This window comes from Acutalibacter muris (assembly GCF_002201475.1).
Classification (GTDB): domain Bacteria; phylum Bacillota; class Clostridia; order Oscillospirales; family Acutalibacteraceae; genus Acutalibacter; species Acutalibacter muris.
In genome coordinates, this window is the sequence record NZ_CP021422.1 from 1,618,544 (window position 1) to 1,643,991 (window position 25,448).

General features: G+C 56.0%; 26 protein-coding genes and 1 riboswitch. Of the genes, 20 read left to right on the forward strand and 6 right to left on the reverse strand.

Going from position 1 to position 25,448, the window contains the following annotated elements; translation table 11 throughout:
- Positions 1-368: 368 nt before the first annotated feature.
- The 9 genes from ADH66_RS08210 to ADH66_RS08250 all read left to right on the forward strand — a co-directional run bounded on the left by ADH66_RS08210 (position 369) and on the right by ADH66_RS08250 (position 8,575).
- Entirely contained in the window at positions 369-659 is a 291-nt protein-coding gene (locus tag ADH66_RS08210; RefSeq protein ID WP_066533616.1) for a hypothetical protein, read from the forward strand.
- 77 nt (positions 660-736) lie between these two features.
- Positions 737-949 carry a FeoA family protein gene (locus ADH66_RS08215; protein WP_066533615.1) on the forward strand — a complete coding sequence of 71 codons (213 nt, stop codon included), beginning with the start codon at positions 737-739 and terminating at the stop codon, positions 947-949.
- Positions 950-968: 19 nt separating this feature from the next.
- Positions 969-1,190: a FeoA family protein gene (locus tag ADH66_RS08220; RefSeq protein ID WP_066533614.1), complete on the forward strand. Its 222-nt coding sequence runs from the start codon at positions 969-971 to the stop codon at positions 1,188-1,190.
- 47 nt (positions 1,191-1,237) lie between these two features.
- Complete coding sequence (gene feoB / locus ADH66_RS08225; RefSeq protein ID WP_066533612.1) at positions 1,238-3,622, forward strand: ferrous iron transport protein B; 2,385 nt, start codon at positions 1,238-1,240, stop codon at positions 3,620-3,622.
- A 12-nt stretch (positions 3,623-3,634) separates the two neighbouring features.
- Positions 3,635-3,820, forward strand: coding sequence for a FeoB-associated Cys-rich membrane protein (locus tag ADH66_RS08230; RefSeq protein ID WP_066533611.1), 186 nt, complete (start codon positions 3,635-3,637; stop codon positions 3,818-3,820).
- 204 nt (positions 3,821-4,024) lie between these two features.
- Positions 4,025-5,611, forward strand: a complete 1,587-nt coding sequence (locus tag ADH66_RS08235) for a PASTA domain-containing protein (RefSeq protein WP_162288747.1) — start codon at positions 4,025-4,027, stop codon at positions 5,609-5,611.
- A gap of 228 nt (positions 5,612-5,839) precedes the next feature.
- The gene (gene mreB, locus ADH66_RS08240; protein WP_088364406.1) at positions 5,840-6,862 is read left to right on the forward strand and encodes a rod shape-determining protein; all 1,023 of its coding nucleotides are present in this window, start codon (positions 5,840-5,842) and stop codon (positions 6,860-6,862) included.
- Between the two features lie 55 nt (positions 6,863-6,917).
- Positions 6,918-7,982 carry a lysylphosphatidylglycerol synthase transmembrane domain-containing protein gene (locus ADH66_RS08245; RefSeq protein ID WP_066533606.1) on the forward strand — a complete coding sequence of 355 codons (1,065 nt, stop codon included), beginning with the start codon at positions 6,918-6,920 and terminating at the stop codon, positions 7,980-7,982.
- A 2-nt stretch (positions 7,983-7,984) separates the two neighbouring features.
- Positions 7,985-8,575 carry a histidine phosphatase family protein gene (locus ADH66_RS08250; protein WP_157767200.1) on the forward strand — a complete coding sequence of 197 codons (591 nt, stop codon included), beginning with the start codon at positions 7,985-7,987 and terminating at the stop codon, positions 8,573-8,575.
- A 3-nt stretch (positions 8,576-8,578) separates the two neighbouring features.
- Here ADH66_RS08250 and ADH66_RS08255 read toward each other — a convergent pair whose 3' ends face one another.
- Entirely contained in the window at positions 8,579-9,157 is a 579-nt protein-coding gene (locus ADH66_RS08255; protein ID WP_066533603.1) for a uracil-DNA glycosylase, read from the reverse strand.
- A gap of 279 nt (positions 9,158-9,436) precedes the next feature.
- On the opposite strand from ADH66_RS08255, the gene ADH66_RS08260 reads away from it, so the two are divergent.
- A complete protein-coding gene (locus tag ADH66_RS08260) occupies positions 9,437-10,003 on the forward strand; it encodes a PduL/EutD family phosphate acyltransferase (protein ID WP_066533601.1) in 567 nt (188 codons plus the stop codon).
- 82 nt (positions 10,004-10,085) lie between these two features.
- Positions 10,086-10,187, forward strand: coding sequence for a GTP-binding protein (locus ADH66_RS08265; protein ID WP_084384151.1), 102 nt, complete (start codon positions 10,086-10,088; stop codon positions 10,185-10,187).
- A gap of 29 nt (positions 10,188-10,216) precedes the next feature.
- Here ADH66_RS08265 and ADH66_RS08270 read toward each other — a convergent pair whose 3' ends face one another.
- The 5 genes from ADH66_RS08270 to ADH66_RS08290 all read right to left on the reverse strand — a co-directional run bounded on the left by ADH66_RS08270 (position 10,217) and on the right by ADH66_RS08290 (position 15,478).
- On the reverse strand, positions 10,217-12,040 hold the full coding sequence (locus ADH66_RS08270) for a CotH kinase family protein (RefSeq protein WP_066533600.1): 1,824 nt from the start codon (positions 12,038-12,040) through the stop codon (positions 10,217-10,219).
- Positions 12,041-12,055: 15 nt separating this feature from the next.
- Positions 12,056-12,727: a DUF4956 domain-containing protein gene (locus ADH66_RS08275; protein ID WP_066533598.1), complete on the reverse strand. Its 672-nt coding sequence runs from the start codon at positions 12,725-12,727 to the stop codon at positions 12,056-12,058.
- Between the two features lie 31 nt (positions 12,728-12,758).
- Positions 12,759-13,430: a polyphosphate polymerase domain-containing protein gene (locus ADH66_RS08280; protein WP_066533596.1), complete on the reverse strand. Its 672-nt coding sequence runs from the start codon at positions 13,428-13,430 to the stop codon at positions 12,759-12,761.
- A 124-nt stretch (positions 13,431-13,554) separates the two neighbouring features.
- Positions 13,555-14,808, reverse strand: coding sequence for a sensor histidine kinase (locus ADH66_RS08285; RefSeq protein WP_066533594.1), 1,254 nt, complete (start codon positions 14,806-14,808; stop codon positions 13,555-13,557).
- Complete coding sequence (locus tag ADH66_RS08290; protein WP_066533592.1) at positions 14,801-15,478, reverse strand: response regulator transcription factor; 678 nt, start codon at positions 15,476-15,478, stop codon at positions 14,801-14,803. The genes ADH66_RS08285 and ADH66_RS08290 overlap by 8 nt, the downstream gene beginning before the upstream one ends.
- A gap of 148 nt (positions 15,479-15,626) precedes the next feature.
- Here ADH66_RS08290 and tgt point away from each other — a divergent pair, with 148 nt between their 5' ends.
- From tgt to ADH66_RS08335, 9 genes are all read left to right on the forward strand, one after another.
- Complete coding sequence (gene tgt / locus ADH66_RS08295) at positions 15,627-16,757, forward strand: tRNA guanosine(34) transglycosylase Tgt (RefSeq protein ID WP_066533591.1); 1,131 nt, start codon at positions 15,627-15,629, stop codon at positions 16,755-16,757.
- A gap of 83 nt (positions 16,758-16,840) precedes the next feature.
- Positions 16,841-17,176 (forward strand): preprotein translocase subunit YajC, encoded by a 336-nt coding sequence (gene yajC, locus ADH66_RS08300; protein ID WP_066533590.1) that lies wholly within the window; start codon positions 16,841-16,843, stop codon positions 17,174-17,176.
- Between the two features lie 109 nt (positions 17,177-17,285).
- Positions 17,286-17,663, forward strand: coding sequence for a TIGR04086 family membrane protein (locus tag ADH66_RS08305; protein WP_066533588.1), 378 nt, complete (start codon positions 17,286-17,288; stop codon positions 17,661-17,663).
- A 123-nt stretch (positions 17,664-17,786) separates the two neighbouring features.
- Positions 17,787-18,758: a DUF4349 domain-containing protein gene (locus ADH66_RS08310; RefSeq protein WP_066533587.1), complete on the forward strand. Its 972-nt coding sequence runs from the start codon at positions 17,787-17,789 to the stop codon at positions 18,756-18,758.
- A gap of 130 nt (positions 18,759-18,888) precedes the next feature.
- Positions 18,889-19,737: a DUF3737 family protein gene (locus ADH66_RS08315; protein ID WP_066533585.1), complete on the forward strand. Its 849-nt coding sequence runs from the start codon at positions 18,889-18,891 to the stop codon at positions 19,735-19,737.
- 139 nt (positions 19,738-19,876) lie between these two features.
- Complete coding sequence (locus tag ADH66_RS08320; protein ID WP_157767201.1) at positions 19,877-20,572, forward strand: YwaF family protein; 696 nt, start codon at positions 19,877-19,879, stop codon at positions 20,570-20,572.
- 247 nt (positions 20,573-20,819) lie between these two features.
- Positions 20,820-21,617 (forward strand): class I SAM-dependent methyltransferase, encoded by a 798-nt coding sequence (locus ADH66_RS08325; RefSeq protein WP_066533581.1) that lies wholly within the window; start codon positions 20,820-20,822, stop codon positions 21,615-21,617.
- A gap of 49 nt (positions 21,618-21,666) precedes the next feature.
- Positions 21,667-21,847: riboswitch (Lysine riboswitch) on the forward strand.
- A 70-nt stretch (positions 21,848-21,917) separates the two neighbouring features.
- Positions 21,918-23,528, forward strand: a complete 1,611-nt coding sequence (locus ADH66_RS08330) for a Na+/H+ antiporter NhaC family protein (RefSeq protein ID WP_066541545.1) — start codon at positions 21,918-21,920, stop codon at positions 23,526-23,528.
- A 187-nt stretch (positions 23,529-23,715) separates the two neighbouring features.
- Positions 23,716-25,395, forward strand: a complete 1,680-nt coding sequence (locus ADH66_RS08335) for an ABC transporter ATP-binding protein (protein ID WP_066533579.1) — start codon at positions 23,716-23,718, stop codon at positions 25,393-25,395.
- Positions 25,396-25,448 lie beyond the last annotated feature (53 nt).

A 25,448-nucleotide genomic window follows, 5' to 3' on the forward strand; every position in this document is an offset into this window, starting at 1 on the left:
AATATTCTTCTGCAAGGGTTTGTGTGGCTTAAGGATTTTATAGCCTTCTTTACGGACTACAAGTTTATGGAGCTCTTGGCAAATACCCTGTCCTTGTCCGTTTTGAAGCTGCTTTCTGGTACAAGGCGGGGCCATGTATGAATTTGCCCGGACGGCCTGCCCTTTTGGCATATTAATCTTTATGGCATAGAGTTTTCACAAATTTTGATATATCGTTTTCTTTGACGGTGGGATGTGATATAATGTACGTAAAGGGTACCTTCGGAGTTTCCCTCTCGCCCGAAGAGCTCGCCTTTTGCTTCGCAAAAGTATAGGAAAACTCCAAGCAGATTTGTGATATAAGGAGAAAAACATAGGGAGGCGATCAAATGCAGACAACAGCCTTAGTGGAGGATACCGCCATAGACGGCCGCCTCGGCAGTGAGCATGGCCTGTCGCTTTATGTCCAGACCGGGGAGCGGAGACTTCTCTTTGATATGGGACAGACCGGGCTGTTTCTGCGGTTCCTACGGCTTTGGCAACGACATAATGCTAAAGCGCTACCAGACCATGCAAATTTAGTCGGGAGCAAGGCGAGAAAATGCGGAAAACAAAAAAGGTTTCTCCCCAGCAGAAACCTTTTTTGTTTTCCGCTGGTAAAAATTATTTTTCCCTCTTGACAAAAGAGGGGAGTTAGTGTAAACTAATTAACGGAGTTAGGGAAGTCTAACAAATTGAGGACCAGGAGGGAGGCAAAATGATGCCATTAACTATGGCGGCGGCCGGCGAGACGGTGACTATCCGCAGGATAACCGGGAAGGACGAGGTGCGCCAGCATCTGGCGGAGCTGGGGTTCGTGGTGGACAGCCAGGTGACGGTGGTCAGCGAGCTTGCCGGGAACCTGATACTGCAGGTGAAGGAAAGCCGTATCGCGCTGGATAAGACCATGGCGAACCGAATACAGATTTAACATCATGGAGGGATTAGGAATGAGAACGCTGAAGGAGGCAAGGGTGGGTGACACCGTACATGTGGTGAAGCTCCACGGAGAGGGCGCTGTAAAGCGGCGCATTATGGACATGGGCATTACCAAGGGAGTAGAGGTCTTGGTGCGCAAGGTGGCTCCCTTGGGTGACCCTATGGAGCTGTCCGTGCGGGGGTACGAGCTCTCCCTGCGCAAGGCTGATGCGGAAATGATAGAGATAGCATGACCTTTTGCTCTATAGTTGGCACAAACTAATAATAGGAGGGATAAGAAATGGAGATAAAAATAGCCCTTGCCGGCAACCCAAACTGCGGCAAGACCACGCTGTTCAACGCTCTGACCGGTTCCAGTCAGTATGTGGGCAACTGGCCCGGGGTGACGGTGGAGAAGAAGGAGGGCCGTTTGAAGGGGGAAAGGGATGTAATTATTCAGGACCTGCCGGGCATATATTCGCTGTCGCCCTATACCCTTGAAGAGGTGGTGGCAAGAAGTTACCTTGTGAATGAGAGGCCTGACGCCATCCTCAACATAGTGGACGGCACCAATATCGAGCGCAATTTGTACCTTACCACCCAGCTTATAGAGCTTGGCCTGCCGGTAGTGGTGGCGGTGAACATGATAGACCTGGTGCGCAAAAACGGCGATACCATCGACCTGAAGAAGCTGGGCGGAGCCCTGGGCTGTGAGGTTGTGGAGATGAGCGCTTTGAAGGGCGAGGGCGGCACAGAAGCGGCCCGGCGTGCGGTGGAGGTGGCTAAACAGAAGCGCGCCGGCGAGCTGCCACATGTGTTTACCGGCAGCGTTGAGCACGCCATCGCACATATTGAGGAATCCGTTTCCAACATGGTTAGTGAAGACTATCTGCGCTGGTACGCCATAAAGATATTCGAACGGGACGAGAAGGTTCTTGAGGAGCTGAACATAGGCAATGAGCTTAAAGCCCACCTGGAGGAGCACATCGCCGAGTGTGAGAAGGAACTGGACGACGACGCGGAGAGCATTATAACCAATCAACGGTACAGCTACATCAACACCGTTATGAACAAGGCGGTAAAGAAAAAGGCTGCTAAGCACAGCCTGTCCGTCTCCGACAAGATAGACCGTGTGGTGACAAACCGGGTGCTGGCCCTGCCTATCTTCGTGGTGGTGATGTTCCTGGTGTACGCCATAGCCATGGGCGGCTGGAGGGTATCTATCGGTACGGCCCTTACGGACTGGGCCAATGACGGCCTGTTCGGCGACGGCTGGCTGGTGCCCTTTGTCTCCGACGTGGACGGCTATGACGAGGCCGCCGGGGCCTTTGAGGAGGCCTCGTCCATCATAGAGGGCTACGAGGCCGGGGACAGCGAGATATATCTCTATGACGACGAGACCGGCGAGACGGAGACCGTTGCCCTGGACGCGGACCTCTATGCTGAGGCCCAGACCGTGGAGGAGCCGGACCCCCACAGCTACGGCGTATGGGTGCCGGGCTTCGGGGCCGTGGGCGGCTGGCTGGAGGAAATTGGCTGCGCCCCATGGTTGACCGGGCTTATCGCCGATGGTATAATAGGCGGTGTGGGGGCCGTGCTGGGCTTTGTGCCGCAGATGCTGGTGTTATTCCTGCTGCTGTCCCTCCTTGAGGATATCGGATATATGGCCCGGATAGCCTTTATCATGGACCGCATTTTCCGCAAGTTCGGCCTTTCAGGCAAGAGCTTTATACCCATGCTGGTGGGCACTGGCTGCGGCGTGCCGGGGGTAATGGCCTCCCGCACCATCGAGAACGAGCGGGACCGGCGTATGACTGTCATGACCACCTGCTTTGTGCCCTGCGGCGCGAAGATGCCCATTATCGCCATGTTCGCGGGAGCTCTCTTTGCCGGCAGCACCTGGTCGAAAACACTGGTGACCGTTTCCGCATACTTTATCGGTGTGGCCGCCATAGTGATATCGGGTATAATATTAAAGAAGACAAAGATGTTCTCCGGCGACCCAGCTCCGTTTGTAATGGAACTGCCAGCCTATCACGTGCCCGCCGCCGGGAACGTGCTTCGGTCCACCTGGGAGCGGGGCTGGTCCTTCATCAAGCGCGCGGGGACAATTATACTGGCCTCCAGCATTATACTCTGGTTCCTCCAGGGCTTCGGCTTTGAGAACGGCGCCTTTGGCATGGTGGAGGACAATAACTCCTCTCTGCTGGCGGCTGTTGGCGGCGCGATTGCCTTTATATTCGCCCCCCTGGGCTTCGGCACCTGGCAGGCCACGGTGGCTACCATTACTGGCCTTATCGCAAAGGAGGAGGTGGTCAGCACCTTCGGCGTGCTGTACCCCGGGAACCTGAGCGCAGAGGTGGCCCTGGCCTATACGCCCCTGGCGGCCTACAGCTTCATGATCTTCAACCTGCTCTGTGCTCCCTGCTTTGCCGCCATGGGCGCTATCAAGCGGGAGATGAACAACTGGAAATGGACACTGGGAGCTATCGGTTATATGTGCGGATTTGCGTATATCGCTTCCTTTGTGGTATACCAGATAGGCAGCGCCTTTATGGGCGGCTTTGGGGTTGGCACAGTGCTTGCGGCGGTGCTGTTGGCGGCTGTTGTCTACCTAATGGCCCGCAAAAATAAATACGACGACAATCATCTGGCGGTGAGCGCGGTGGCCGCCGCAGGGAAATAAGGGGGTTATTATATGCCGTTAACCACAGCGGTAAACCTGCCCACTATTATCATCGGGGCCATAGTCGCGGCTGTGTTCATCGTGATCATAGTCCGTGGCATACGCAGGCGAAAGCGGGGAGAGAGCGGCTGTGGCTGCGGCTGCTCGGGGTGTCCCAACAGCGCCCTGTGCCATGGAAAGAGTACAAATCAGAAATAGGCTGATACGTTTGGAGGGCCGTCCTGAGAGGGGCGGCCCTCCTGATATTCTGATAAATCCGGTCTCAAAGGTGGATAAAAACGGCCCTTGTATTTTGTGGCGGAATATGTTAAAATAACATGGAAATATGATATTCTGGGCGGAGTGTGCCGTTTCCGCCCGAAAAATGAGCAGTGGGGTAAGAAAATGTCCGAGAGACTCTGTATGAATTGTTTTTCCGAATACCACCCGGATATGGGTACCGGCCAATGCCTGAACTGCGGCTGGGACAACGGGAAGCCACAGCCCCACGGGGCGCTTCCCTATGAGACAGAGATCGCCTCCCGGTATGTAGTGGGCCGCGTCAGAGCTGCCAACGGGGAGGGCTTTACTTACTGCGCCCTGGACAGGACCACACAGAAGGTGGTGGCGCTGCGGGAGTTTTTCCCCCGGGCCATAGCCGGCAGAGATGAATTGGGCGCGGTGGTCCCAAGCCCGGACCACGCCCGGACCTTCCGCCAGTACAGCCAGGATTTTCTTGAGCTGTCGAAAAGCGTCAGCCGCCTTCGGGAGGTCACTGTGGTGGAGTCCGTGCTGGACATCGTTGAGGAGAACGGCACCGTCTATACCGTCTATGCCGACGAGGGGACCGTGTCCCTGCGCCGCTATGTGCGGGATTCCGGCGGGCGGCTCACCTGGAACGAGACCAGCCGCCTGTTTACCCCGGTCATAACGGCCCTAAGTCTGATAAACTCCCTGGGCGTCAGCCATCTGGCCCTTTCGCCTGAGACCCTTAGAGTCGATCGGGAGGGCAATATGGTGATAACCGGCTTTCACATCAACGCGGTGCACAGGGCCGGGTCCCTGCTGAACCTGGAGCTGCACCCGGGCTGCGCGGCCATCGAGCAGTACAGCGCCAAGGCCGCCTGCGGAGAGGTCAGCGACGTGTACGCCCTGGGGGCGTGTATGCTTTTCTGTATCTCCGGCCAGCTGCCCGGAGAGGCCACAAAGCGGCTGCACGACCAACGGCTTATGATATCCAAGGACGCGCTGAAAACCGTGCCGCCCTTCGCGGTGACGGCGATAGCCAACGCCCTCCAAATAAAGCAGGCCGACCGTACCGGCAGCTTTGAGACCTTCCGCACAGAACTGAACTCCGCCCCGGCCCTGGTGGACGAGGTGGAGGAGACGGACGCTATCCGCCGCCTGCCGCCGGTCTCCCGGGACCTGCCCCGCCGCCGCTTCTATATGCCGCCGGTGATGTGGCTGATAGTATCCTGCGCGGCAACCCTGATAGTGCTGTTTGTGATAGCCTCCTCCTGGCTTGGGGACCAGGGTATGTCCTTTGGCGACTTGGGGGAGATTTTCGACAGCAGCGCGGCCGAGACGCCGGTGGATGTGCCGGATATGGTGGGCCAGAGCTATACCCAGTGGGAGAACCGCACCAAGAGCGGGGAGTTCAACTTTAAGCTGAATGTTAAGAGCAAGGAATATAACGATACGGTAGAAGAAGGCTATATAATAGACCAGACCCCGGAAAAGGGCGAGACGGTGGAGCCCGGCGGCACAGTTTCTGTGACGGTCAGCCAGGGCAAGGCGATACGCCCGCTGCCGGAGTATGAGGGGTTAAGCTTCGCCGAATTGCAGGGAAGGCTTCGGGACGAGGGCTTTGCCCCGGCCAAGGAGGACGTTTACAGCACCGAGGTGGAGCTGGGCTATGTCATCGGCTATAAGGACCATGAGCCGGGCGACGAGGTGGATTACGGCGAGACCATCACGGTGATTGTCAGCGCCGGACCCGAGGTGGAATAGCGGAATATAGTGATAAAAGGGATCAAGGCGGGCTGATTTATCCGGGCCGGATAGAACAGCTCGCTGTTGTTTGAAATATATAAATACCGGCCCAATATTTAGTACAGGTCTGCTCTTGCATTACGGCAGAAATTGTGGTATGATAAAGGGAGAGTTTCTTTCTTTCCGCAGAGCGGGCCCCGGGGGCATATGGCTGCTGCGCGTAAAAGTGGAGGATGGGTTTTCACAATGGGTAACGATATTGCCATAGACCTGGGCACCGCCCGCTTTAAGGTCTATCAGGAGGGCAGGGGCATCGTCTTGAACGAGCCCGCTGTCATTGCCGTAGACAATATGACCGAGGAAATAATAGCCATCGGCACGGAGGCCTATGGTATGCTTGGCCGCACCTCTGAACGGATAACGGTGGCAAAGCCGTTGTGCAACGGAGTCATCTCCGACCTGACCCTTGCAGAGCACCTTATTGCCTACTACCTTCGCCGGGTAGGCCGCAGCCGTGTATTTATGCCCAGGGTGGTGGTAAGCGTCCCCTGCGGAATAACCGGGGTGGAGAAGCGGGCCGTGGTGGACGCCATCAGCGCCGCCGGGGTGCGCAAGGTCTGTCTTATCGAGGAACCCGTGGCCGCGGCCATCGGCGCCGGGGTGGATATTGCCGCGCCCCACGGCTGCATGATAGTGGACGTGGGTGAGGGCACCACCGATATGGCGGTGATATCCCTCAACGGTATAGCCATTGCAAACTCCGTACATATTGCCGGAAAGGATTTCAATGACGCCATTATAAAGTACGTCCGGCGGAAGTTTGGCCTTGTTATCGGCGACCGCATGGCAGAGGACGCAAAGATAGCCATAGGCTGCGCCTATCCCCGGCGGAAGCTTACCTCCTACACACTTAAAGGCCTGGATACGCTGAACGGCCTGCCGCGCACCACGGTTATGACCTCGGACGACATGATAGAGGCCCTGATAGAGCCGGCCATTTCCATTGTGCGCATAGTCCAGGCCACCCTTGAAATGACCGCGCCGGAGCTGCTGGCGGATATTTTTACAGACGGCATATATTTGACCGGCGGTTCTGCAAATCTGTATGGCCTGTCCACGCTGCTGTCCAAAAAGACGAGGATACCAGTGGCGGTGGGGGAGGAGCCTGAGAACTGCGTGGTGAACGGCGCGGGCAGGGCGGTGAAGTTCATTGACAAGATGGACCGCACGGATCACGGCAAAATTAATCCGCTAATGGCCTATAACTGAAAAATTACGCGTATATTTTTGATAAATGACCGCATAACGGAGGACGACACCATAGATGAAGGAAGCAAAGCCCGTAAAAAAAAGAAAGATACCCTGGGGTATGCTCTACATAGCTGCAACCATTATAGCCGTTATACTGTTCGGGGTGTTCAACCGGGAATTCGGAAACGTATTCTACACCATAACCCATCTGGCCCCTGGCTTCCTCACTGCGGGTGTGGTGGTTACTGTTATCTACTTTTTCTTTGAGGGAGGCATAATCCGGCTCCTGATGCACAGCCAGGGCATACCTATGTCCCTGGGCTCAAGTATGAAAATCGGGCTTATAGGTATTTATTACTCCTATATCACTCCAAGCTCTACCGGAGGCCAGCCCATGCAGGCGGCATACCTCAAGCGGGACAACGTGCCGGTGGGCTTGTCCACGGCGGTGCTGATAATGAAGTTCTTTTGTTTCCAGTGCGCCTTTGTGCTGTGCTCGGTGTTTGCCTTGATATTCATGCACGAGAAGCTCGCGGCGGAAAACCCCGGGCTCCTGCCGTTCATATATCTTGGCATGGCTATAAACGGCGGTTCCATTCTGTTCTTCGGCTCCATGTTTTTCCGGCCGGTGCTGGGCGTGATATGCCGCTTTGCAAAATGGCTGACGGGGCGGTTTCCGAAGCTGTCGGAGCGCTTTCACGCCGTAGAGACCATTGATAAGTTTGAGAGGGATTTTGACAGCTATACAGACGATTTTAAGGAGAAGAAAAAGAGCGTTATCTGGGGGATACTGCTGTCAGTACCACAGTTCCTCCTACAAATGAGCGTACTCTATTTTGTGTTTCGTTCCTTTGGCTACCATCAGGCAGGGTACCTGGAGATAGTGGCAGTCCAGAGCCTGCTCCAGTTATCAGTTTCCTTCATGCCCATGCCGGGGGCCTCAGGGGCACAGGAGATAGGCTTCTCGAATTTCCTGCGGCCATACTTTGTGAATAACGACCTTTATGCGGCGGTGATGGTATGGCGCTTCTTCACCTATTACCTGGTGGTGATAGCCGGGGCGCTGGTGGTGGTAGCGGATCAGTTCTTCTACGGAAGAAAAAAGCCGGCCCAGCCGCCGGATGGCGGGGAGAACTGACAGTGGAAATATATTTGGTGCGCCACGGAGAAACAGACTGGAATGCCCAGGGAAAGCTTCAAGGCAGGGAGGACCTCCCGTTGAACGGTAACGGAAAGCGTCAGGCCATGGCCTGCGGCGTGGCTTTAAGCGAAGCCGGGTTCACGGCGATCTACAGCAGTCCCCTTAAGCGGGCCCTTGAGACCGCCGGGGAACTCGCCCTATACCACCCGTGTGGCGTCACGCCGGACCCCGCGCTGACAGAGCGGGACTATGGAAAGCTCTCGGGCTTGACAAAGGACCAGCGGGTGGCCTGGGAGGCAAGGGGCCTGCCCAGCGGGAAGGAGCACTGGCAGGCGCTGGCGGGCCGGGCTATGGCTGCGGTGGACAGGCGCGCCAGTGAGCACGGGGAGAACAGCCGCATAGCCATGGTGTCCCATGGGGCGTGGATAAACGCCGTCTTGGCTGTGCTGTCCCGGCACGAGATAGGGACCGGGAAGACACAGTTGAAAAATACCTGCATTTCGGTCATACGCAGGGAGGGAAAAGGAGCGGAGATAGTCTGTTATAACCTCTCGCCCGAGGAACACTCTCAGTGGGCGGCAGGCCGCTAGCCGTTACTGCTTTGCCACGTCGCACCCCAGCTCGTCTATTTTCTCTCTCAGCTTTAAGAAGTCCTCAAAGGCGGCGGGCTTCTGGCCGGGGTTGCGCAGCAGAGCGGCGGGGTGCAGCGTCGCCATCATCAGCGTACCGTTTTTGTCGATAAACTCGCCGTGCTCCTTGGTGATCTTGATGTCTGGCTTCATAATGCGCATAGCCGCCACCCGGCCCAGGCAGACAACGATTTTCGGGCGTATCAGCGCGAACTGGTTTCTGAGCCAGTCTATGCAGGCCTCCTGCTCTTCGGGCAGCGGGTCCCGGTTCTTAGGGGGCCTGCACTTGACGATGTTGCCGATATAGACATTCGTCTTTCGGTCCAAGTCAACAGCGGCCAGATACTTGTCCAGCAGTTGCCCGCCCCGGCCCACAAAGGGCTCCCCCTGTAGATCCTCATTCTCGCCGGGGCCCTCGCCCACGAACATCACCTTGGACCTGCGGTTGCCCACGCCGAACACCACGTTATGTCTGCCGGAGCAGAGCCCGCACTTTTCGCACTGTAAACAGGCCTTTTCCAGATCGCTCCAGTTATTGTACATACCGACACCTCCAAATCTCCGTATGATTTTACCATACATGGGATATAAAGTCAAATTCCCATTGATTTTTTCTTTTTGGGGGAGTATAATATACAGCGTATGGAACGCTGAGGGAATTCGATTCCATGGCAAAGGAGCATACCCGCCCTGACGGCATACATATCCTGCTGGCCGCCAGAAAGAAATGATACACAGTAAAATCGCCGTGGCACGGTTGACTCCGGGGACGGCATTTTTCCATATTATTCATAATCTTAATTTTTTTAGGAGGAGATTCCAATGAAAGTAATGGTCGAAACTTCCGCCCATCATGTACATGTGTCCGAGGCGGACCTTGCCACCCTGTTCGGGCCCGGCGCAATCCTCACCAACAAGAAGGACCTGTCCCAGCCCGGGCAGTTTGCCTGCGCCGAGAAGGTGGAGGTCATAGGCCCCAAGGGCTCCATGTCCATGTCCATTTTAGGACCCTGCCGCAAGGAGACCCAAGTGGAGATATCCCTGACCGACGCCCGCAAGCTGGGCGTTACCGCCCCCATACGCGAGTCCGGGGACCTGGAGGGCACCCCCGGCTGCACCCTGAAGGGCCCCGCCGGAGAGGTCACCATCGAGAAGGGCGTTATCGCCGCCAAGCGCCACATCCACTTCAACCCCGATGAGGCCAGGGAGGCCGGGGTCACCGACAAGCAGATAGTCTCCGTTAAGGTGGACTATAACGGCCGCAGCCTGATCTTCGGCGACGTGGTCTGCCGGGTCAGCCCCAGCTATGCCCTCGCTATGCACGTAGACACCGACGAGTCTAATGCCGCCGCTCTGCCGGGAACTGTGGACGGCGAGATAATTCTGTAAACTACTGAGATACCGACAGCATAGGCGAAAGGAACCGGGAAAGCAGGCGCTTTCCCGGTTCCTTTCGTATAGGAGGGAGCAGATGGGTGGCATTATCAACATCGGCATAGTGGCCCACGCGGACGCGGGGAAGACCACCTTGACAGAAGGGCTTCTCTTTGAAGCGGGGGAGCCCGCCCCTTAACGACCGCCTTGGGCGCGTTATAGGGCGCATCAGGCCTTCTTTTTATACAGCAGCATACCGGCTATAGCCGTGGCAAGGACGGCGGCGCAGACCAGAACCGTAATAAGCCCCTCTTCGTTTTGCGTATTGGTACTGTTCGATTCTCTGGTACGCACCGTCTCTAGGGGCCCGCCGGCCGGGGCCGCGCCCCCTTCAGATGGAGGCTGCTGACTGCTGTTGGCGTTATCGCCGGTCTCCGCTTTGTCCATCGGATCTTGTTGGTTCTGCTGTCTGTCCCGGCCCATGCCGCCAAAGCCGCCGTTGTTCATGGAGCCCATTGCGGATATATCCACATCAGAGCCGTCTATCAGCGCATCGGCGTTTTCCGCCTGCCCGGCCGAAGCGGCGGGTATGGAGCCGTCAAGCTGGCCGCTTACGCTCTCGGCCCGCAGCAGACAGAAATCCTTTAGCACCGAAACGCCCTCAAGAAACTCCTCATAAGAGCAGAAGCTGGTGGGGTCCTTCTCCACATACGGAGATATCAGCGCCTGTACCCGCTCAAGCTCAGCTGAAAACGCGCCGCTGTCGAAATAGCCCGAGATGAACTCCGCGAAATACTGGTGGTAGAGCTGGGTATATTCCTCGCTTGAGAATATCCAGGCCAGCATGGGGCGGCTGTCAACGGTCCCGCCGGACACCGGGGTATCTATGGGATAATTTATAAGGGCCGTGGCGTCCTCCTGTCCCATAAAGCCGCCGCAGGCCAGATTATAGTCCCAGGGGATCATGGAGAGCTGCCCAGCGTCTTCATAGAGGTAATAGTTGTGTATCATAGAGCCGGTATAGCTGTCGAAATTGCATACAAAGTTGTGTACCACGAAGTAGCGTATCACACTCTCCACGTCCACGGTACTGTCAATATCCTCAAATGAGTTCAGCCTTTTCAGGGCGGCGACAAGCCTGTCCCTGTCCTCGTCAGTAATATCTGTCTTGGCGTTATTAAAGATATTCTCATAGCTGGAGTATTCGTCGTCGGTGTATATAAGGGACACATCGCTGCTACCGAAGCCGTTGAAGCCGCCAAAATCACCCCTGGGCTCTCCGCCGCCAAAATTGCCCATGCCAGGTGCGCCGCCCGCTTCCATGCCGCCCTCGGGCATATCAAGCATACGGTCTCCCTCTGGAAGCTCCGGCCCGTCCATACCGGGCTTTTCCATAAAGCCCTTTCCGTCCTCCATGTCCCCAGCGCCGCCGGAGCTCTGGCTGTCAGGCTTATACAGCTCGCCGTAGTCCCCGCCGTAATTGCGCTGCATGAAGGCCTCCTCCACACCCTCCACGGCCAGATAGAGCCCCCAGTCCTCACCGTTTACCCGGATATACACATAGCTGCAAAGGGGAGAAACCGCCCCAAACTCACCCATCATGCGGTAGGTGATATAGTCCTTCATGTATGTGTTGTCCTGGATAATATTGTTAAGGCTCAGCTTATCCAGGCCGTGATAGGTCTGCCCGCTCTCGTAGTGGTCGAACTCCAGCTTGAAGCTGTAGCGGTTATTGCCGTAGCTCTCCACCTGAGTCAGGGAGGTGTTGCCCTTGGCCCGGAGCCCCACGTTCCCGAAGGACTCGCCGTCTATCACAACGGAGCAGGGGGAGTATTCCTCATTTTTGCAGGTGCTGATAAAACTGTCCCAGTCGTCCATCACGAGGTCCAGGGTGTGGACTGTGCTGGTATCGAACAGCCGGTCCTCATAGCCCATGGCCCGGGGCGCGCTCTCTGAGCCGGCCCCGCTGGCGCTTACAAATACCACCGTCAGCATAAGGGTCAGGACCAAAATTACACAGCATACCCTGTCGATATATCTATGGGTTGACATACTAAGCCTCCTCTCTCAGCTCATATAGTCGCCGTTATAGCTCACCAGCACCGCGTGCTCCACGCCGTTCATCTCCGAGAGGATATTCACAAGCTCCGTGCCGCTGTCCTTCATGCGCACCTCAAGGTTCAGCTCTACAGACCCCTTCTGGGCGGTCTTGCTCTTTACCACACAGCGCTTTACCTGCCGCTGTACAAAGCCCATGGCCTGTCTCTCGCTCTCGTGGTCCTGGCAGTGCAGGACCAATATATATGGGTTCATATGGGGCTTGGTGTTGGCGAAGACCAGCAGCACCACGCCGATTATTACGCTGCCAAACACCGCTAGGGGGATAAGCCCCGCTGCCAGGACTATGCCCGCGCCTATGGCCCAGAACAGGAAGGCGATATCCAACGGCTCCTTTATGGCTGCTCTGAAGCGCACGATGGACAGCGCGCCCACCATGCCCAAAGACAGCACTACGTTGGAGGTGACCGCCAGTATCACCAAGGTGGTTATCATGGTCATGGCCACCAGGGAAACTCCGAAACTTGAGGAGTACATTACCCCGGCGAAGGTCTTTTTGTAGACCAAGAAGATAAACATACCTGTGCCAAAGGCCAAGGCAAGGGCCAGCGCCATATCGAGTATACTCACACTTGAAATTTTTTCCAAAAAACTGGATTTGAATATATCCTGAAATGTCATATATATGCTCCTTTTCTGTATTTGTTTTGATCTAACCGTATACCCGGCAGGCCGCGTATTTTGAGAAGGCCCCAGTGTGGACGCCGGGGATCTGCACCAGGTCCCGGATAACAGAGGGGAGAAAGCTGTCCCACTTGACCTCCAGCACCGCCGCATTATTCGGGAGGGGTATGGTACAGCCGTCCGGGTCAAGAAACTCGCCGCAGTCAGTCCCGGCGCGTATATTATAGTCCAGTGTCACCCTTACGTTGCCCGGGGTATAAATAAACGGCTCTCGGGTATACCGCACAACGGTCCGGGGGCGTAGCCCCTGTGTGGCCATCTTCCCGTAAAGCTCCTGCAAAAGCGGCGGGCCGTCCCTGCTGAAAGCTTGGTATTCTCCCCGGACCAGAGCCATAGCCTCCTCCCTTGGAACGGCGGTCTGAAGCTTCGAGCACAGGCCGTCTATCTTCATTTTCTTTTCAAGGAGGACCAGCGACGTGTCGCTGTTATAATACCTGAGCCGGAACTTCTCCCTGCGGCTAACGCCGTTTATCTTCTCCCTCAGAGCCCTGCCGTCAGGCGTGTCAAAGTATAGGCTGCTTACGGTATACCTGCCGTCCCGGGCGTGGGGGTCTATGGCCATCACTGCGGACAGCCTTGCTCTAAGGGCCAGCACGTCCCCGGGGGATATTTCATGTTTCCCTTCGTGGCGGAAATCCACGCTGCTTCACCTCTTCCGTTTTTACTTCGATAAAATAGTAACAGCCGAACCTTAGAGCTGGTTTAGAAAAGGAGAAGCGCCCCGTGAACTTTCCGGGACGCTTCTGTGAAGCTTCTGTGAACGCCTATTGCCTGAACCGCACAGTAAAGCGGACAAGGTTCGGCTGGATATACCTTGCCCAAATAGCGGCGCGGTTCGCCCCCGCCAAGGAACGGGCGATAGCCAGCCCCACGCCGTAGCCACCGCCCTTCTGGGTGCGGGCGGGGTCGGCCCGGTAGAAACGATCAAAGAGCTTATCCGGGGGGACCGCCGGCAGCTTCGGGCAGGTGTTTTCTATGGAGAGATCTATCCGGCTGTCGCTTTTTACCAGTGTGACCATGGCCCGGCCCCCGGGGTCCGCATACTTTACGCAGTTGTCCAGCAGTATGGAGACAAGCTTTCGCACCTGCTCCCGGTCGGCGCGGATACTGACGTCCGCTGTGATATCCGCCGCAAGGTTAAGCCCCTTTGCGGCTATGGGCTGGGAAAACTCCCGGAGAGAGCTCTCAATAAGCCCGCTGAGTGAAAAATTCTCGGGCTCCCCTTGTATTGGGCTCTCGTCCATTCGGGCCAGCATTAGCAGCTCCTTTACCAGCCCCCCAAGCCTTGCGGTCTGTTCGCGGATATTCCGGCTCCATTTACTCTCGCCGTTATAGAGCTCCAGGGCCTCGGCGTTGGACTGTATGATGGCAAGGGGAGTTTTGAGCTCGTGTCCGGCGTTGGTTACAAACTGTTTCTGGCGCTGGATATTTTCCGCGATGGGGCGTATGGCCCGCCGGGATAGGAGTATCACAAAGACCAGCATAATCCCCCAGCAGAAAAACCCAACGGCAGCCGATAAAATAAGCACACGCCAGAAGGAGCCGCTTTCGCCGGAGGTGTCCAGGAACACAGCCAGAGCACCGGGGCCAGGTCCCTCTCTTATAAGATAGCGAAAATGCCCGTATTCGCCGCGCTTATTGCCCTTCTCCAGGGCCTTGAGCGCAAGCTCTGCGGCCTGGTCCTCGCTGACGGAATAGGCGCGGCTAACGTCAACGAATACGGGCTCGTAATCCGGCCCGAAGCGCACCAGAAAGAAGCTCCCGGACACAAAAGCGCTATAGACCTCCCTGGGCCCGTCAGGAACACCGAAGGGGAAGGGCCTGCCAGAGGGCTTATCGGTGGGAGGCAGATTGCCGGGGTCACCGTCGGCGCTGCATAACAATTCCAGGGTTCGGTCCATACGCTGGCTTATCAGCATGAGGTTCGCGGCGTTTATGGCTCCAAGCAGCAGCAGTATCAGCCCGGTGATGGCGGCCATGGCGGCAATTACGAACCTTTTTTGCAGCGCCTTAACCATGGTGTTCCTCCAGGGTATAGCCAACATTCCTCCGGGCGGCGATGGTGATATCGGCCTTCAAGGCGGAGAGCCGACGGCGCAGGTAGGATATGTACACCCACACCACGCCGAGTTCCGCCTCTGTGTCATAGCCCCAGACCCGGCACAGTAGCTCCTCCGTGGAGAGGTATATGCCCCGGTTCAGCATCAGGAGCTCCATCAGCTGGTACTCGAGCCTTGGCAGCACAAAGGACTGGCTCCCGCAGGAGAGCTCGCAGCTTTTCTGGTTTAAGGTTATATTGCCGCAGCTTAAAAGGTTCGGCGTATACTCCTCCCGCCGCCGGAGCAGGGCCCGCACCCGGGCCAGAAGCAGCTCCATGGGGAAGGGCTTCGGGAGATAGTCGTCCGCGCCCAGGTCCAGCCCCTGGACCTGATCCTCGATCTCAGCCTTTGCCGTGAGCAGCAGCACAGGGGTCCGCCGCCCGGCGCTTCTTAACCTTTGCAGGACCTCAAGGCCACTGAGCCTGGGCATCATGACGTCTAAGATTATGCCGTCATACTGCCCGGAAAGGGCGTAATCCAGGGCCGCCTGGCCGTCGTATACCGGGTCAACGATGTACTTATGATAGGTTAGTATATCCACCACGGCCTCGGACATGGCGGGCTCGTCCTCGGCGTATAGGAGCTTCATAGTAATCACCTCATGGTTGTATTATAGGGCGCAGAGCTTAGTTTTACCTTAATTTATTCTACCAGATATGAGGGGTTATTTCAACAAACAGTTGAAATAAGCTTGGATAAAGTGTATAATATTGGGAGAAAAATCTATGGAGGTTCAAATGTACCGACTGATAAAAACCGAGGGCACTGCCCGCCGGGGAGAACTTGCCACCGTACACGGAATGGTGCAGACCCCGGGATTTATGAACGTGGCTACGGCCGGGGCCATAAAAGGGGCCGTCTCGGCCTATGACCTTATGGAGCTGGGCTGCCAGGTACAGCTTTGCAATACCTACCACCTGCACCTGCGTCCGGGGGACGAAACTGTAAAGCGGCTGGGGGGCATAAGAAAATTTACCGGCTGGCAGGGCCCTGTACTTACCGACAGCGGGGGCTTTCAGGTGTTCTCGTTAGCAAAGCTCCGGGATATCAGGGAGGAGGGCGTTACCTTCTCCTCCCATATAGACGGCCGTAAGATTTTTATGGGCCCGGAGGAGAGTATGCGCATACAGTCGAATCTGGGCTCTACCATCGCCATGGCCTTTGACGAGTGCGTGGAGAACCCGGCCGAGTATGAATACGCAAAAATGTCCTGCGCCCGCACAGCCCGATGGCTGGAAAGATGCAAGGCTGAGATGGCAAGGCTCAACAGGGAGGAGGGCACGCTGAACCCGAACCAGATGCTCTTTGGCATAAACCAGGGCTGCACCTATCACGACCTTCGCATAGAGCATATGAAGCGTATAGCGGAAATGGGCCTGGACGGCTACGGCATAGGGGGCCTTGCGGTGGGGGAGACCGCCGGGGAGATGTACTCGGTTATCGAGGCCATAGAGCCGCATATGCCAAAGGACAAGATACGCTACCTGATGGGTGTGGGCACGCCTGCAAACCTCCTGGAGGCCGTGCGCAGGGGCGTGGACCTGTTTGACTGCGTTATGCCCACCAGGAATGCCCGCCACGGGCACGCCTTTACAATGGAGGGGTGCAGGAATATGTTAAACGCCAAGTATGTCCTGGACGAGGCTCCCCTGGATGAGACCTGCGATTGCCCGGTCTGCCGGAGGTTTACCAGGGCCTATATCCACCACCTGTTCAAGGCTGGGGAGATGCTGGCCATGCGCCTTACGGTTATGCATAACCTGTACTTCTACAATCATCTGCTGGCAAAGATACGTGACGCTTTGGACGAGGGGCGGTTTGAGGCGTTTTACAAGGAGAATATCGAGACTGTCGGCCGGAGAATATAGCGCTGCGAAAATAAATGCTTGCAACTTCTCGGGTTTCCTGATATAATCAATAGTAATCATTTGAAGGGATGTGTTCACAAAAGATGTACAATTTCAACTTGCTGGACGCTTCGGCGGCCCAGGGCGGCGGTGGCATGAGCCTTATCGTTATGCTTTTGGTATACGGCGTGTTCTTCGCGGCTCTGTACTTTATCTTCTTCCGCCCCCAGAATAAGAAGAAAAAGAAGGAGGCCGAGATGCGCAAGAACGCCCAGGTGGGCGACGAGATTACCACTATCGGCGGCATCTGCGGACGTATTGTGGCGGTGAAGGACGAGTCCGAGTCGGTCATTATCGAGACCGGTAGCGACAAATCAAAGCTGCGCGTGAAGCGCTGGGCCATCGGCAGCGTTGACACTGTGCACGAGGACGACGCCTGATATAAGTAAAAATTCATGAATAAAAGGACCTTGCGGCTCATAGGTATTTAATAGTAAGCACTTCTCTGTGCTTACTATTAAATACTGATAGCTGCGAGGTCTTTTTGTTATGAAATGGGTAAGAGCTTTGATACTTTCCACTGCCATTACCGCCGGCGCGGGTCTTGGGCTGCTGTCGGCAATCGCCTTTTTCGTCTGCCGTTCAGAGTCCCTGCCAAGGGGTTCCGTTACCGTCGTCACAACCCTTGCCGCCTGCGCGGCGGTGTTTTTGGGCGGGCTGCTGTCCTCCATATCGGCGCGGGAGAAGGGGCTGCTGCTGGGAATTGGGGCAGGGGCGGTTTTTCTGGTGTGCGCGGGGTTGGTGTCTGTTCTGGCGTTCCGGATAGAGCCGGGCCCCGGGAGCGTTGGCAAGATTGCTGCTATACTCATAAGCGGGGCTATTGGCGGTGTGCTGGGCGCCAACCGTAAAAGCAAGGTGAAATTTTGAGACAGGCGCCATGGGGCTTACAATATTGTAACCGCGGGTTACAGCTGTGAGATACTCATTGAAGTTCATGCCGCCTCCTGATATAATATTGTAAAATATATGGACGGAACAGGAGGTTAGGATATGAAACGCACTGTAAAGAACGCTCTGGTTTTAAGCCTTGCTTTGCTGCTCCTATTCAGCTTTGGAGCCTGCGGCGGCAGCGGCGGGGATACGTACAAGAGTGAATCGGCCAGCAGCGCCGCCTCCCAGAGCGGGAACCAGTCGGCAGATATGGAGGATATGCCGGAGTCTGAGGCCGGCTTTGACGAGGGAGCCGAGACCGGCGGTACGGAGACGGTCCGCCCACAGGACCGCAAGCTTATAACCACGGTGAACCTTCAGGCTGAAACCAAGGAGTACGACACCTTCATGTCCTGGCTGGAGTCCCATGTGGCCGGGACAGGCGGGTATATAGAGTCCTCGGATATGTATGCCTACAACGAGCGTGAGCGCAGCTGTGACCTTACACTGCGCATTCCCGCGGACAAGCTGAACGGATTTTTGCAGGAAATGGGGGAGACCTGCAATATTTTACAGCGTTCTGTAACAGAGGAGGATGTTACCCTAAACTATGTGGACGCGGAGAGCTACCGCGATGCCCTGCTGGTGGAACAGGAGCGCTTGATGGAGCTTTTGGAAGAGGCAGATAATCTGACGGATATTATGAGCATCGAGGACCGGCTGACCACCGTGCGCTACCAGCTGCAAAACTACGAGTCCACCCTGAGGGTGTATGAAAACCAGATAAACTACAGCACCGTGCATCTGTCCGTCCGCGAGGTGGTTGAGCTCACGGAGCCAGAACCTGAGAGCTGGGGCAGCCGGGCTGTACAAGGGATGAAGGACAACGCCAGGAGCATTGGCAGGTTCCTCCAGGAGCTTGGGCTGTTCCTCGTTACCCATATACCCACCCTTCTGTTGTTGGGGGTTATCGCCCTGATAATCCTGCTGGCTACCTCCAGACGCCGCCGCGAGGCCAGAGCGCGCCGCAAGCAGCAAAAAGAGCTGATACAGTCTATGCGTGACCAGAAGAACACGGAGGAGCAGAAGTAGGAGAAATAAGGTATGCCCCTTGGGCATATCAACCTATACGTCGTAAGCATTTGCATTTTCCGATAAAGTGGAGTATAATGGTAGACATTAAAGGGTAAAGACCCGCTTATGACGTAAAGGAGTATGGAATATGACAATAGTAGAGAACAAGACCTTTGACGAAGAGCGCGCACTGTACGGCAGCGTGAATCTTGTTGTAAAAAACTGCCGCTTTGACGGGCCGGCGGACGGAGAGAGCGCTTTTAAGGAATGCCGGGATATCCGGACTGAGGACTGCTTTTTTAACCTGCGCTATCCCTTCTGGCACGACGAAGGGGCGGTTATCAACAGCTGTGAAATGACCGAGCTCTGCCGCGCCGCCCTCTGGTACTCCCATCATGTGGAGATAACTGGCAGCAAGCTCCACGGCATAAAGGCCCTTAGGGAGTGCGCGGAGGTTAAAATGCAGGACTGCCACATTGTGTCGCCGGAGTTTGGCTGGTCTGTCCATGGCCTTGAGATGCGGGACTGCAAGGCCGAGAGCGAGTATTTTATGATGCGCTCAGATAAGCTGAATTTTGACAACGTGACGCTTAAGGGGAAATACTCCTTCCAGTACCTCGAGGACTCCGTGTTTGAAAACTGCAATTTCGACACCAAGGACGCTTTCTGGCACGCAAAGAACGTTACCGTAAAAAGCAGCGTTATAAAGGGCGAATACCTGGCCTGGTACTGCGAAAACGTCACCTTTGTGAATTGCAAGATAATCGGCACCCAGCCCCTATGCTACTGTAAGGGCCTAAAGCTTGTCGACTGCGAGATGATTGATACAGATCTCAGCTTCGAGCGCTCAGAGGTAGAGGCCACGCTGACCGCGCCCATTGTAAGCATAAAGAACCCACTTTCCGGCCATATATATGTTCCGTGCGTTGGGGAGATTATCCGGGATGACCCCAAGTCCATGGGGGAGGTCATAGTCACAAAGTGCCGTTGTGCATGATATGCACAGCGCATAAATGCACCGCATAAAGAGTATATCCCATATAAAACAGGCAAAACTACACGTAAATAATCGGCCGGCTTTGCCAACAAGAGCGTGAGATATGGAGACTTCGTATTTTTGGGAGACTGAATATACTATGCCGCCTGACGCCCCGGGCTTTTCCCATTTTTGCCCGGGGCATCTTGTTTGGCTGGGGTCCGCTTTGGCTCTATGCGCTGCCTTGTGGATATTCTACAGCAGGTGGGGCGCGGGTAAAAGGCGGCTCTGCCGCAGGATATTGGCGGCTCTGCTGGTGTGCGATGAACTGTTCAAGTATGGCATAGCCCTTCACAGCGGCCAGTTCAGGCCATCGTTTCTGCCGCTGCACCTGTGCAGCATAAATATCTTCCTTATCGCAGCCGACGTCATACGTCCAAACCAGCGGCTTCGGGAGGTGCTGTACGCTGTCTGCCTGCCCGGGGCGTTTTTCGCTCTGTTGTTCCCGGGGTGGAATTACCTGCCCCTTTGGAACGCACTTTGCATACACAGCTTCACGGCCCATCTCCTGCTGCTTTTGTACCCGCTGCTGCTGATAGCCGGCGGGTTCCGGCCTGATATCCGCCGGTTTGCCGGGACCCTTCCGGCGGCGCTGGCGGTAGTGGGGCTGGTATATTGCTTCAACCGGGTCTTTGGCACCAACTTTATGTTTCTCTCAAGGGCTGGGGAGGGCAACCCCCTGAGCTGGTTCGAGAGCTTTCTGGGCAGCCCGGGGTATCTTCTGGGCATACCTGCGATAGCGGCAATATGCTGGGGGCTGCTGTATGGTGTTCCGGCCCTGAGAAAAAAGGCTTGACAGGGCGCGGCAATGGTGCTATAATGTAGAAAACCAACATCAGGAGCGATTCCCATGACGTCACTCACGGCAAAACTGAACGCGATATTTGCTTGGCCTACCTTTACCTATTGGTACAAGGGTAGGTCTGCGTTGCTGTGTATGCCATCGTAAGGGTGATTTTCTCCGGGCAAAGTAAAGCAGTGCAGACAGGGTATACACCCGCTGCACTGTTTTTTGTTGGTTAAAATTTTTAGGAGGCGGTAATATGCAGGCAAAAGACTATCTGGCCCAATACTACGGCGGCTATGACGAGGACGGCAGGCTGCTCTCAAAGCACGGCATGGTGGAGTTTATCACCACCATGAAGTACATCAAGAAGTACCTGCGCCCCGGTATGCGCGTACTGGAGATCGGCGCGGGCACGGGCCGCTACAGCCACGCCCTGGCCCGGGAGGGGTATACAGTGGACGCGGTGGAGCTGATCGAGAGCAATATTGAGGCGTTCAAGCGGAACACTCAGCCGGGAGAGAAAGTGACAATCGCCCAGGGCGACGCGAGACAGCTGGATATGTGCGGCGAGGATACCTATGACATTACTCTACTGCTGGGGCCCATGTACCACCTGTTCACCCGCGGGGACCAGGAGCGGGCCCTTTCTGAGGCCGTGCGGGTGACAAAGCCCGGCGGCGTGATATTCGCGGCCTACTGCATGGGGGACCCCAGCATTGTGGCCTTCGGGTTCATTAAGGGGAATATCATGGAGCTTATGAGGGAGGGGATGCTGGACGAGGAGACCTTCAAGCCCCACAGCGACCCTTGGAACATCTTTCAGCTCTACCGCACGGAGGACATCGACAGTCTGCGCGAAACGCTGCCTGTGGAACGGCTGCACTTTATAGCGGCGGACGGCTTCACTCAGCATATGCGCGAGACCGTGGACGCAATGGACGACGAGACCTATGAGCTGTATGTTAAATATCATCTGGCCATCTGCGAGCGTCAGGACATGACCGGCTGGTCCCACCATACGCTGGAGGTGTTCAGGAAGCTCCGGGAGCTGTGAAGCATAAAAATGTGTTGACATCGGGCGCAAAATAGAATATTATAGATACCAGCATGATAGAGGCGCGGAGGACATGAGTACGGCTGCTGTAAGCCCAGGGCATGGGGAGCGGCCTGAAAGGGGATTCCGCCGAGGCGGGGAGGCCTGTGCCCAGGCTCCTTTTGCCGGGCCCCGGGAGAAGATCCCGGGGACTGTCGCCCCATATTCCGGGGCGGAGCGCTGTCTATGATTTTTCATACCGCATATATGGAGTCATGGCAGAGTTATGTCATGACTTTTTGCATTGAGAGAGGGAAAAACATGAAGAGATCAAACCTTATCAAGGGCGTGCTGCTGGCGGTTATTCTGCTGGCGGTGTTCCTGGTCCCGCTGTTTATGGGCAGCGGCGAGTCCGCCGAGGAGGGCGGCGGCTTCTATGGCACAGGCTGGGCCCTGCTGCCGCCGGTGGTGGCCATAGCCCTGGCCCTTATCACCAAGGAGGTCTATTCCTCCCTGTTCGTGGGCATTTTGATGGGCGGGCTGCTCTATTCCGGCTATAACTTCGAAGGCACCGTCCTCCACGTGTTCCAGGGGGGCATTGTCAGCGTGCTGTCCAGCGCCAGTAATATAGGCATACTGGTGTTCCTGGTTATCCTTGGGGCTATGGTGGCCCTGATGAACAAGGCGGGCGGCTCCGCGGCCTTCGGGCGCTGGGCGGCCAAGCACATCAAAAGCCGGGTGGGGGCTCAGCTGGCTACTGTGGCTTTGGGCGTACTCATTTTTATTGACGACTACTTTAACTGCCTCACCGTGGGCTCGGTTATGCGCCCGGTGACGGACAAGCATAAAGTGTCCCGGGTGAAGCTGGCATACCTTATCGACGCCACGGCGGCCCCGGTATGCATCATAGCGCCCATTTCCTCCTGGGCTGCGGCGGTGGCAAGCTACGTAGAGGAGGGCAATGGGCTTAGTGTGTTTATTCAGGCAATACCCTTTAACTTCTATGCCATCTTAACCATAGTCATGATGGTGGGCATGGCTCTGATGAAGCTGGAATTCGGCTCTATGGCCAAGTTCGAGCATAACGCCGAGACTAAGGGTGATCTCTGGGGCGGCAAGAACCCCTATGCGGGAGCGGAGGAAGAGGAGGACGGAAAGGGAATCGTGCTGGATCTGGTGCTGCCCGTGGCCGTGCTCATACTTTCCTGCGTCATCGGCATGATATACTCCGGCGGTTTCTTTGAGGGCGCCTCCTTTATCGAGGCCTTCTCCAATTCCGACGCGTCCCTGGGGCTTATGCTGGGCTCTGCCTTTGCCCTGGCGTTCACCCTCCTGTACTACTGCCTGAGAAAAACTATGACCTTCCGGGAGACCATGGGCTGTATTCCCGAGGGCTTCAGGGCCATGGTTCCTGCCATACTTATCCTGACCTTCGCCTGGTCTCTGAATACCATGACCGGCTCCCTTGGGGCAAAGGAGTTTGTGGCCGGCATAGTTAAGAGCTCTGCCGGGGGTTTCCAGTCCCTCCTGCCGGCGGTGGTGTTCCTTATCGGCTGTTTCCTGGCCTTTGCAACGGGCACAAGCTGGGGTACCTTCGGCATACTTATCCCCATCACACTGAGCGTCTTCCCGCTGACGAATCCTCTTGGTGTGGTATGCGTGTCCGCCTGTATGGCCGGGGCCGTCTGCGGCGACCACTGCTCGCCTATCTCAGACACCACCATCATGGCCTCTGCTGGGGCCCAGTGCGACCACGTGGACCATGTTTCCACCCAGCTGCCCTATACCGTGGTGGCGGCGGCCGTCAGCTTTGTGGCATATATCGTCGCTGGCTTTGTCCCAAATGCGCTGATAGCTCTGCCCATAGCTATAGTTCTGATGGTGGCGGCGATCTTTGGCATAAAGCTTGTGGGAGCGAAGAAAGCGGTGTAAGGAAGCCTGATATGAATATTTTTACAGTATAGCATAGAAAGAGGTGCGTCATATGGCGATTCCACGAATTAACCCCCCGGTACGGCTTGAGCTGGGCTGTGCCGGGGTCAAGCGGGTACCCCGCCGCTGACAGCTAAAGCTGTACCGCTATGAAAAGCAAATATTTCATAGAAAAGAGGTACAGAAAATGAAGTACGCAAAAGAAGTAATAAGAAAGAACAGGGTTCTTCTGGCGGCCAGCCTATCCCTGGGAGTGTTCAACTCCTTCATGGCCATATTCAAGGTGGGCTTTTTCCAAAGACTGGTGGACGGCCTGGCGGAGGGATCGCTGGTCCTTGGGACCATTCTGCTGTACGGCCTGATACTGGCGGTCCTATATGTCATGAACTACGTGGACAACTATCCCTATGAGAAGCTGAGACACGGCATTTTTCTGGATTTCAAGCTGCTGGCCCTGAAAAAGTGCGGCACAATAACCTATGCCGAATATCTGAAGACAGGCACCGGCAAGCTGGTGCAGCTTATAGAGAACGGAGCCCGGGCCGGGCAGAGCATACTTGAGGGCTTTTGGCTGAAGGTCCTCAGGGAGCTTGCACCCACAGTGGCGTTCAGCATATGGTTCATCTGGCGGACAAGCCCACTAGTTACTGGCATTCTGCTCATAGGCTATGTATTTATTTTTATCGTCACAAACCTCCTGCTAAAGTCCCTGTACCGCATAAAGGACAGGATACTGGACAACGAAGAGCTTTTGAACCACTTTCTGGTGCGGGGGCTTATGGAGATGGCCACATTCCGACTGGCCCGGCAGTTCCCGAAGGAGCTGGAAAAGGCGGAGAGGGCAAAGGGAGAGATAGTCTCCTCAAAGGTGAAGATGACGCTGATACACGAGGCGTTCTTTACTATATTTGTGCTGCTGGTGTCGGTTTTGGACGTGACTATACTGATCTTTGCCTGGCGGACACAGACCCTGACCGTGGGCGAAGTGGTGGCGCTGCTGTCGCTTATCGAGAACGCCTATATGCCCATAGCCATATTCAATGTGCTGTTTGTGCAGTACAAGCTTGACAAGTCAGCCTTTGCCCGTTATCAGCGTTTCCTCTGCGCGGAGGACGACCGGCAGCTGGAGGAGGGTCAGGCGGTCAAAGGGCTGCGCGGAGGGATAGAGATAAAGGAGCTTGTCTTTTGCTATGAAAACAGCCTTTTGTTCTCGGGGCTGACTATGGACGTTAAGCCCGGGGAAAAGGTTGCCCTTGTAGGAGAGAGCGGCTCGGGTAAGTCTACCCTTGTTAAGCTTATATTAGGGCTTTTGAAGTATTCCTCCGGCAGCATAAGGCTGGACGGCAGGGAGCTCAGGGACCTAAAGCTGAACGACCTGTACCGCTGGGTATTTTACTGCTCTCAGGAGCCGCCGGTATTTGACGGCACCCTTAGGGAGAACCTGACGCTCGGCCAGAGCTTTACGGAGGAGCAGCTCCAGACCGCGCTGGAAAAGGCGCGGCTTCCCGAGTTGGCGGGGAGCCTTGACCGGGATATCGGGGAGCGGGGCGCCGGTCTGTCCGGCGGGGAAAAGCAGCGGCTTGCTTTGGCACGGCTCTGGCTGAATAAGCCCCAGATAGCCCTTCTGGACGAGGCGACCTCAGCCATGGACAACATAACCGAAACAGCCGTAATGCAGGGGCTGGTGGAGCGGCTGGAGGGGTGCACCGTTATTGCCATAGCCCACCGGCTGAGCTCCGTGGCGGGCTTCGACCGGCTGATAGTTTTCCGGGAGGGCAGGATAGTATGCCAGGGGAGGTATCATGAGCTGAGGGAGAATAACGCCTATTTTGCGGAGCTTGCCCGGCGTGGACAGGAGACTCAATAAGGAGGTAATAACCCACAAATTTTGCTTGCATTTTTAGAAATTCCATTGTATAA